8 protein-coding genes are annotated in these 7217 nt (G+C 37.5%); 1 reads left to right on the plus strand and 7 read right to left on the minus strand.

What is annotated here, in order from left to right; genetic code table 11:
- Positions 1-64: 64 nt before the first annotated feature.
- Together der and SLH51_RS03175 are read right to left on the minus strand one after the other, a co-directional pair.
- Complete coding sequence (gene der / locus SLH51_RS03170) at positions 65-1378, minus strand: ribosome biogenesis GTPase Der (RefSeq protein WP_335959039.1); 1314 nt, start codon at positions 1376-1378, stop codon at positions 65-67.
- 204 nt (positions 1379-1582) lie between these two features.
- Positions 1583-2197, minus strand: a complete 615-nt coding sequence (locus tag SLH51_RS03175; protein WP_335959040.1) for a YphA family membrane protein — start codon at positions 2195-2197, stop codon at positions 1583-1585.
- A gap of 124 nt (positions 2198-2321) precedes the next feature.
- Between SLH51_RS03175 and SLH51_RS03180 the strand changes: the two genes are divergently transcribed.
- Entirely contained in the window at positions 2322-2456 is a 135-nt protein-coding gene (locus tag SLH51_RS03180) for a YpzI family protein (protein WP_335959041.1), read from the plus strand.
- Positions 2457-2548: 92 nt separating this feature from the next.
- Here SLH51_RS03180 and fni read toward each other — a convergent pair whose 3' ends face one another.
- The 5 genes from fni to SLH51_RS03205 form a co-directional block, all read right to left on the minus strand.
- Positions 2549-3610, minus strand: a complete 1062-nt coding sequence (gene fni / locus SLH51_RS03185) for a type 2 isopentenyl-diphosphate Delta-isomerase (protein WP_335959042.1) — start codon at positions 3608-3610, stop codon at positions 2549-2551.
- Between the two features lie 19 nt (positions 3611-3629).
- Positions 3630-4787, minus strand: a complete 1158-nt coding sequence (rpsA, locus tag SLH51_RS03190) for a 30S ribosomal protein S1 (protein WP_335959044.1) — start codon at positions 4785-4787, stop codon at positions 3630-3632.
- A gap of 90 nt (positions 4788-4877) precedes the next feature.
- Positions 4878-5468 (minus strand): lysophospholipid acyltransferase family protein, encoded by a 591-nt coding sequence (locus tag SLH51_RS03195; RefSeq protein WP_335959045.1) that lies wholly within the window; start codon positions 5466-5468, stop codon positions 4878-4880.
- A gap of 1 nt (position 5469) precedes the next feature.
- Entirely contained in the window at positions 5470-6144 is a 675-nt protein-coding gene (cmk, locus tag SLH51_RS03200) for a (d)CMP kinase (RefSeq protein WP_335959047.1), read from the minus strand.
- Between the two features lie 235 nt (positions 6145-6379).
- A complete protein-coding gene (locus tag SLH51_RS03205; RefSeq protein ID WP_335959048.1) occupies positions 6380-7057 on the minus strand; it encodes a flagellar brake protein in 678 nt (225 codons plus the stop codon).
- Positions 7058-7217 lie beyond the last annotated feature (160 nt).

Raw genomic sequence — 7217 nt, forward strand, 5'->3', positions numbered from 1 at the left:
CGATATGAAAAAAGGATTTCATATCGTAACAAGTATGCCAGTGACAACTGATCCTTTGATCGCGTTATACATTTTTCTTTCTAGCAAAAATTTTAATTGGCGTCCCCTCAAAATCAAATGTTGCACGAAGTCGATTTTCTAAAAATCTCTCATATGAGAAATGCATCAATTCCGGTTCATTTACAAAGAAGACAAAGGTCGGCGGCTCTACAGCAACCTGTGTTACATAGTTGATCTTTAATCTCTTGCCCTTATCAGTAGGTGTTGGATTCATCGCAACTGCATCCATAATCATATCGTTAAGAACATTAGTAGCAACGCGCAAATGATGATTTTCAGATACTCTCTTAACCATTGGAAGGACTTGGTGCAAACGTTGTTTTGTTTTTGCCGAAACAAACAAAATAGGAGCGTACGTTAAAAATAATAGTTCTTCACGTAACTTTTGTTCAAAGTTCTTCATCGTCTTATCATCTTTTTCAACAGCATCCCACTTATTTACAACAAGAATGACCGCACGACCTGCTTCATGCGCATAACCAGCGATTTTCTTATCTTGCTCAATAAGCCCTTCTTCTGCGTTTATGACCACAAGGACAACGTTTGACCGTTCAATTGCTTTCAGCGATCGCAGAACACTATATTTTTCAGTCGCTTCATATACTTTTCCTCGTTTTCGCATACCCGCTGTATCAATAAGAACATAATCTTGTTCATCACGTGTGAATGGAGTATCGATTGCATCACGTGTTGTTCCTGGAATATTACTAACAATCACACGTTCTTCTCCGAGCATTGCATTAACGATTGAAGATTTCCCAACATTCGGTCGTCCAATTAGTGAAATTCGAATTGTTTCCTCATCATACGGGTCTTCTTCTTCATTTGGGAAATAATTGATCACTTGATCAAGTAAATCCCCAAGTCCTAATCCATGTGATCCAGAAATTGGATAAGGTGTATCCATCCCTAGAGAATAAAATTCATAAAGCTCTTCATGCATGTCCGGATTGTCAATTTTATTGACACCAAGAACAACGGGCTTGTCTGACCGAAATAATATTTTCGCTACTTCTTGATCTGCACTTGTAATGCCTTCACGACCGTTAACGATAAAAATAATGACGTCCGCTTCTTTAATGGCGAGTTCAGCTTGAGCACGCATTTGAATAAGCAACGGTTCATCACCTAATTCAATTCCACCTGTATCAATTAAATTAAATTCGCGGTTTAACCATTCACCTTTACTATAAATACGATCACGAGTTACTCCTGGCATATCTTCGACAATCGCAACCCGTTCTCCTACTATTCGATTGAAAATTGTAGACTTCCCAACATTAGGACGTCCGACTATCGCTACAACAGGCTTTGTCATAACGTCACAACCTTTCTGTTTACTTAGTGTGTTAAATAAGGATGATGCAATGGCTAAAAACCCTGCAGAGCTTACACTCATTGCTTGAGATCTTAGTAAAGAGGTCGAACAACCTTTTTAACAAGCTCTATTATGTAAAATCAACCAGTTTTATTGCAACTTTTTCATTCTACTTGATTTCAACATACTTGTCGACTTCTACTTTCACGAACTTTGTTTTAATAAACCAGACTTTTGTTCTTTGATTACCAATTTCCCTAATAGTGAAGAGAGCTGCATAAATGACCAAACAACACCAAATAACCCCCCTACTATTGCGAGAATATCAAAAAAATACAAGTTCCCAATTGATCTTCCCATATGAAGATGATGTTGACTAACAAGACCTGTCAACAATTCACCTTGAATCAGACCTGAAATAGCAAGTAATAAACGATGATAGAACGTTGTAGCAAGCAAAAATGCAATAATAGCTGTCAGACATCCTATCATCCAGCGACTATCAATAAGTTCTACAACAGGATCAAAAATAAGCATCATCCCAAAACCAGCATAAGCAGCACCTATCGTAATTGAGGCGATAAATGAATGAAATATTTTTAATTTTTTCTCCTTACTTATTTTGAAAAATAAATAAATTGAAAACAAAAGATAAGCAATATGGAATGACGTATTTGCAAGAACAAGTGTCGTTGGCAATAATATTAACAATGATAAAATAGCAAATGCACTCCAAAATCTCTTCTTAGACTTAGGCCAAAAGAAACTAATCACGACCCAAAGTCCCCAACCAAACCAATAAATAAAGATACCTTCCATTCTTACACCTCCTTCCTCTTAAGTATCGACGAAGATAGGTTGTTCTAACCATACAAATACATAGAAATACGGCTATGTGACACAATATAAAAGGTAATTTAGTTAGGATGGAAGGAGGGGAATTATGGGGAGAGATCGTCAGGAAAAAAAATTAAAAAAATCAGGTCGAGTCGAATCTGATCGTGATCAAAGTTTAGATTATCCAGGGGCAGCAAAAATGCAAAGCCCTGAACAAGCAAGAAAACAGCAACGTCCTTAATAAAGGTAATGACTTCTCTGAAAAAATGAGTATGAAACCTTTCGAATCCATATGTTTTCATCAACTTTGTACAAATATCAAAGAGGTAGCTTTTACCTCTTTGATTCTCGCCTACTAATTGAAGAAACATCGAATCCACGTTGAGTGGCCCAATGATATGTATCTCCGCAGATTACTAATGGTTTCTGTCGTAAATCTTGAAGATTTAATGCTTGCAAAGCTGTTAAAATGTAACGAAAGTCCTCTTCTAACTGCAATACCTCATCTATTAGTGCTTCTTGACCTTTATCAATTAATATTCGCAAAAAATTACCAGCAAATCCTCCCGCTGATGCACCTAAGGCTATAGACTTTGCTAAATCTAGCGCATTCTGTAATCCTCCTGAAGCAAATACATGAATGTTCGCATTTGCATAAAGAGCTTCTAAAAGAGAAGACGTTGTCGTTATTCCCCAATTATCAAAAAAGTCAAGTCGACGTTGTCTACGCTCATTTTCTACTTTAGAAAAGTTCGTTCCACCAAAGCCACCAACATCAACCGCAAATACACCAACAGAGGCTAATGTTTCTACCGTTTCTTTACTCATTCCAAACCCAACTTCTTTTACGATAACAGGTACTTCAATTCTATCTACAATTTTCTCAATTCGACTTACCATATGCGTAAAATCACGATCTCCCTCAGGCATTACTAGTTCTTGAATTACATTTACATGTATTTGTAGGGCATTCGCTTCAAGCATGTCAACTGCTTGCTTTGCTTGTTCCACAGTTGCCTCACTTCCAAGATTAGCAAAAATAACTCCCTTTGGGTTTGTTTTTCTTACGACTTGAAAGCTCTGACATTGCTTCTCTTCTCTTAGCGCAGCCATTTGAGAACCAACAGCCATTCCTATACCTGTTTGCGCAGCAACTTCAGCAAGTTGTTCGTTGATTAGCCTTGTTTTCTCTCCTCCACCACCTGTCATCGCATTGATAAAAATCGGCGAACTTAAAGTAAGTTCGCCGATTTGCGATGAGAGATTAATGTGTTCTAGATTTACTTCTGGAAGGCTGTTGTGAACAAACATAATGTCTTCAAATCCATGCGTTAAATCTTGTCCCGTGGACAGTGCATGCTGAATATGATCTAGCTTCCTAGTAGCTCTACTCACCCATAATCACCCTACATCTTTATTTTTTATATTTCTTTAATTGGTCACCAATCATGTCCCCAAGAGAAAAACCACCAGGTTCTGCTTCTCTTGTTGCTTCATACTCTTGATAATCTGCATCACTCGTTTCCTCGTCTTCTAGTAAATCGCGAATACTTAAAGAGATTCGTTTCTCAACAACATTCACATCGAGTACTTTGACCTCAACCTTTTCCCCTTCTGATAAAACTTCAGATGGAGTCCCAATATGACGGTTAGCAATTTGCGAAATATGAACTAGTCCTTCAACACCTGGTGCAAGCTCGATAAAAGCACCAAATGAAACAAGACGTCTAACCGTGCCTTCTAATACATCCCCAGATTTAACTTTTCCAGAGAAGCTTTCCCAAGGCCCTGGTAATGTTTCTTTTATAGACAGAGATATTCGTTCGCTATCTTGATCGACAGAGAGAATTTTCACTTGAACAGAATCACCTTCATTCACAACGTCTGATGGCTTTTCTACGCGATGATGAGCTAGTTGAGAAATATGGACTAACCCATCAACTCCACCAACATCAACAAACGCGCCAAAATCTGTTAATCGTTGAACACGTCCTTCAACAACATCCCCGGCTTTTAACGTTTGTAAAATGTTCCGCTTTTGTTCTTCTAGTTCTTCATCTAAAACAGCTCTTTGCGATAAAATCAACTTGTTGTTTTCCTTGTCAATTTCAGCTATCTTTAATCGTAATGTGCGACCTTTATAATCTGTAAAATCTTCAACAAAATGACGTTCGACTAAAGAAGCTGGGATAAATCCTCTAACTCCTACATCAACAACGAGCCCACCCTTTACAACATCAGCAACTTCTACTTCAAGAATTTGACCCGCTTCATAAGCTTGTTGAAGCTCGTCCCATGCTTTCTCTGCTTGCACCGCACGCTTTGAAAGGATGAGCTCATCGTCCTCAATTTTTAGAACTTTTAAATCGAGCTCATCGTCAACTGAAAGAACATCACTTACCTTTTCCACATGCAAACTTGACAATTCACTAATTGGAACGATGCCATCAACTTTAAAGCCCACATCGACAAACGCTTGTTTATCTTCGACTTTCGTCACTTTACCCGATACAACATCCCCTTCGGCAAAGGACTTCATTTCTGTCACTTCGTTGTTCATTTCTTCGACCATTGACTTTTGCCTCCTTCAATCCCCGCAGTCTAGTAGCGGTACCTCACTATTATTTTAACTATCTTTCACGACTAGCGAAAGAAAATTTATTCATGGCATTATAGAGTGTTTTTCAATTAATTGTCTAATTTCACTCATAATTAATTCTGTTGCTTCTTCTGCAGATGCTTTTTGCTCTCTTAATTCACTGAAATCGATTGCCTCTCCGTAAACTAATTTTAACGGCCTAAAACTCTTATAAGGACCAATAATAGCACAAGGAATTACTGTTGAATCTGTTCGAAGAGCAAAGAAACCGGCTCCAGACAACCCTTTTCCTACCTTGCCATCCTTACTTCTTGTACCTTCTGGAAACAACCCGATCATATGCCCTTCTTTTAATAACTTCATAGCAGTACGGATCGCTTGTTTATCACTCATCCCTCTTCGTACGGGAAAAGCACCTAATTTTGGTAATAAACCTTTTAGAATAGGCATTTCAAACAATTCTTGTTTCGCCATATAATGTAATTGCCGATTTATGTATGCACCTAATAATGGCGGATCGAAATTGTGAATATGATTGCAACAAAGAATTGTTGCTCCGTCTTTAGGTATGTTCTCTTTTCCTACTACTTCGACTTTATAAGATGTTGAAAGAAACATCCTGCTGACACTTTGTCCAAATTGATAAATCCCCATGTTACCTTGCCCTCTCTTTTGCCAGTTCAATTATTAATTCTGCTACTTCAGGAATAGTAAGTGCCGTTGAATCTATTTCTACCGCATCATCAGCTTTTTTCAACGGGGCAAATGCTCGAGTTGAATCTAACTTATCTCGATGGGCAATTTCTTTTTTTATTTGGTCAAAGTTTGATAAAATTCCTTTTCCTTGATGCTCTTCATAGCGACGCCTCGCTCTCTCCTCAACAGAAGCCGTTAAGAAAATCTTCACCTTGGCATCTGGTAATACATATGTTCCAATATCCCTGCCATCAAGTACTGCATGCCCATTCTCCGCTAATTTCCGTTGACGATCAACCATTTCGATCCTCACTGCTTCATGGCTTGAAACCAACGAAACGTTAGATGTAACGTTCTTTGTACGAATGGCGGCGGTAACATCTTCATTATTAACGAAAACTCGTACACCACTCTCTTCGTGTTGAAGTTGAATTCTCAAATCTTTTAGTAGTTCTATAAGTTGTGAGCCTTCTTCAAGATTTAGACCAACTCGCATAGCTACAAAAGTTAGTGCACGATACATAGCTCCAGTATCAATGTAAAGATAGGAAAGCTTTTCTGCCACTATTTTTGCAACCGTACTTTTCCCTGCTCCAGCAGGGCCATCAATAGCAATATTCATCTTTTTGTTCATCTACTAATACACCTCATATACGATCCGAACAATTGAAAGTGTTTTCACTACGGATTACCCTAATTGTTCTCTTTTTCATCTTATCATACTCTGACATTTCTAGTCTAACGAAAGGTTGCGAATTATCAGTATTAATTATACTTACATGAGTACTCCACTAACCTTTTTTCAAACTTAACCAAATCCATGTTGTTCGTAGTACTCCCTAAATACATTTCTTCACTACTTTTTTTACTTAGAAATTGACACCGTCATATTTTCTTCTTACAACTACTTGTCTTTCAAAACAATATCGTATGATTTTCTGTTGGTCTCGCTCTTCAATTTCAATAAATTGCAAAGAAGCTCTTTCCCTACTATTCGGCCTTGGCTTCCATACTCGAACGATTTTACATTTAGCTTGTACATATATAATTTCACCTACCTGCATATGTAATACAAGCCAAATGTTCACGCTACCTTCAGTTGGTATACTTTGACCACTCGGAACAATAACAGCACAGCCTCCCCCACTTAAATCCAAAGTAACGGTTGTAAAAGGAGGAAATTCATTATGTATTGGATGTATGGCTGCATCGACAATTGTTTCTACACGGACATAATTACGACGTTGTATTCGGACGTAATTTTCTTTTCCTGGATTTTTTAAAAGTAGAACAGGTATATGACCCTTTTTTCTTCCAATGATTTCCGTATCGAATGCATATACCGCTTTATCCTCAGCGATAAACCAAGCTCGAAATTCTGTACCATCAAAAAAGAAACTCGGTTTTTCCGTTTCTTCATTTATCGGATAATCAATTACATACATTGATTGAGTTTGATCTACTAATCGACATTTAAATCTCAACGTTTTCTCAAGCTCTTTTTTTTCGTGTAGTTCTAAAAAGATAGTAGATCCAGCTTTAATCAAATTTTCTCCTCCTTTTTATAGATATAACAAATGACTTCATTCCTTTTATTATTACATGAAAAATCAAAAAGAAGAAGCTTCTTTAAACTGGCACCTATGTCAAGGACACAATAAAAAAAGAGATTAAGCAACTAGAAGATGATTCCTATATTGAATAGGG

Origin of the sequence: Halalkalibacter kiskunsagensis, from assembly GCF_037027555.1 — a bacterium.
Classification (GTDB): domain Bacteria; phylum Bacillota; class Bacilli; order Bacillales; family Bacillaceae_D; genus Halalkalibacter; species Halalkalibacter kiskunsagensis.